Source organism: Roseomonas sp. 18066 (genome assembly GCF_902706185.1).
Lineage (GTDB): Bacteria > Pseudomonadota > Alphaproteobacteria > Acetobacterales > Acetobacteraceae > Pseudoroseomonas.
Genome location: NZ_CACSJM010000292.1, coordinates 1 through 2,422, shown reverse-complemented (window position 1 = coordinate 2,422; position 2,422 = coordinate 1). Strand labels below are relative to the sequence as shown.

At 75.9% G+C, this 2,422-nt stretch carries 1 protein-coding gene and 1 pseudogene; both read right to left on the bottom strand.

Features of this window, described 5'->3' with window-relative positions:
- Positions 1-173: 173 nt before the first annotated feature.
- Complete coding sequence (locus tag GVN67_RS28750; RefSeq protein WP_160000721.1) at positions 174-1,415, bottom strand: heme biosynthesis HemY N-terminal domain-containing protein; 1,242 nt, start codon at positions 1,413-1,415, stop codon at positions 174-176.
- Positions 1,415-2,422: pseudogene (locus GVN67_RS28745) on the bottom strand (hypothetical protein); the annotation flags it as partial. The pseudogene GVN67_RS28745 and the gene GVN67_RS28750, both read right to left, overlap by 1 nt.

Below are 2,422 nucleotides of genomic sequence, written 5' to 3'. Positions count from 1 at the left end.
TTCGATGGAACGACGGAGCGTGACCCTCGCTTCTTTACGGGCTCGATCGCCCCAAGGGGTTCCGGGCTACGCTCCGCCACCGCTCCGGACACTCTAGCAACGACCGAGCGCGATGGCGCCAAGTTACAAGGGGTCCAGGGGAATTCATTCCCCTGGCCTACCCTGTCTTCTCTTCACCCCCAGGCAATACGCCCCGCCGTGTTGCAGGACGAGCAGACCGGCTTCCAGCTCTCATGGATCGACCCGCACTGGCCGCAGCGCCAGCGCGGTTCCGGCTTGGCCGCCGTCGCGGCGCGCAGCCACTTGGCCTCCGCCGCGCGGGCCAGCGCTGTGTCGCCCTGTTCCAGCTGTTCCAGCTCAACCAGCGCCAGGTAGGCCCGGGCATCGGCGGCGCCGGAGGCGGTCAGCGCCTCCAGCTCCGTGCGGGCGCGGCCGGTCAGCCCGGCCTGCAGCGACTGCCGCGCCAGCAGCAGGCGGCTTTCCGGGTGCTCGCGGTTCTTGTGCACCAGGGTCTCGGCCAGCTTGACGCGGGCCAGCGGCTCGGCCTCGTCCTTCAGATAGGCCTCGGCGATCTGCGGGTGCGGCTGGGTGGCCCAGCCCTGCTCCAGCGCGGCGCGGGCCTTGCGGGTATTGCCATTGGCCGCCAGCCGGGCGGCATGCGCCAGCACCGCGGGGGCGAAGCCGGCATCGGCCTGGTAGGCCTGCTTCTCCAGCTCGGCGGTGCGGGTCGGGTCGGGCTCCTGGCTGGCGGCGGCCATGGCCAGGGGCGCGCGCGGCGTCTCGGGCGAGGCCAGGGCCAGGGCCTCGCGCCAGTCCTCGGTGCGCTGGGCCAGGATGGCACGCTCGCTGCGCAGCCAGGCGGCGCCGGGCTGGGCGGCCTCGGCCTCGCGCGCCAGCTGCTGGGCGGCGGGCCAGTCCTGCCGCTGGATCGCCTGGCGCAGCAGGCCGCGCAGCCCGAGGAAACGGGCGTCGTCGCGCTTGGCCAGGGCCTCGAAGGCCTCGGTGGCGGCGGTCTCGTTGCCGGCCATGCGCTCGGCCTCGGCGGTCAGCAGCAGCAGCTGCGGCGTGTCGCCCAGCAGGTCGCGCGCCTTGCGCACCTCGCTGCGGGCGGCCTCCGTGGTGCCGGCGGCCAGCGAGACCAGGGCGCGGGTCAGCATGGCGTCGCCGCGCACCCGGCGGCGGGCGGCGCGACGGGCGCGGGCGCGGGCCGGCCAGTTCACCAGGCTGCGAAAGCCGGTGATCAGCCCGTGCAGCACCAGGAAGCTGACCACGGCGATGATCAGCAGCACCGGCAGCGAGACATAGACCTCGTAGTCAGCGACGCGGAACTCGACATGGCCGCCGAGCCGCATCAGCCCCCAGGCGATGCCGACCGTGACCAGGCAGATCAGCAGCAGCCAGATGGCGCGACGCATCAGCCCTGCCCCCCGCTGCGCAGCGCATCCAGCGCGCCGCGCGCGGCGATCAGGCCCTTCGCCTGGTCGAGCCAGGGCGCCATGGCGGCGCGCACCGGCTCGGGCAGGCCCTCGACGCGCTGCACGGCGGCGGCCAGGTCGCCGGCATCCAGCGCGCGGCGGGCGATCTCGAGCTCGCCGCTGACGGTGTCGCCCCAGACCACGGTCTCGCCACGGCGGACGGTGACCAGGTTGCCCAGGCGGGTGGCCGCGGCTTCCAGCAGGCCCTGGCCTTCGGTGGCGGGCTCGGCCTTGGCGCGGGCGGCGCGGGCGGCCTCCTCGAAGGACAGGCGCAGCGAGGCCTCGGTCGGCGGCACCGCGGCGGCGTAGCGCGCCAGCGCGGCCGGCGCCTCGCCGGGCAGGCCGGCCAGCGCCTGGCCCAGCGGCTTGCCGGCTTCGAGGGCGGTCGCGGTCGCGGTGCTGGCGATCAGCTGCGACAGCCGGCGCTCGGCGGTGACCAGGCGGGATTCGCGCTGCTCGACGGCGGTGAAGCGGGCGTCCAGCGCGCGGTCGCGCTCGCCCATGCGGCTGCGGGCGGCTTCCTCGGCGGCGGCGATGCGCTGCTGCATGGCGGCCTCGACGGCGGCGAAGCGCGGGTTCAGCGCGGCCTCGGCGGCGGCGACGCGCTGCGCCAGCTGCGCCTCGGCGCCGGTGATCCGCTGCGACAGGGCGCGCTCGGCCTCGGCGATGCGGGCATCGGCGGCGCGGGTCACCGCCTCGCGGTCGCTGCGCTGCTCTGCGATCTGGCCGCGCAGCGCGGTCAGCGCCTGGCCGGCCTCGTTCCGCTGCGCCACGGCCGCCTGCTGCTGCGCCTGCAGCGCCTGGCGGGTTTCTGCCAATGCCGCCTCAGCGGTCGACAGGCGGTCGGTCAGCGGCTGCAGGCCGTTCAGCCGCTGCTCCAGCGCCTCCACCCGTGCGGGCGGCACGCCGGGCGCGGCCGGGCCGCGCGACAGCACGACGCCCAGCGC

Excerpts from the sequence above, each read along its gene's own strand:
- GVN67_RS28750 (WP_160000721.1), bottom strand. The coding sequence starts at position 1,415 with ATGCGTCGCGCCATCTGGCTGCTGCTGATCTGCCTGGTCACGGTCGGC.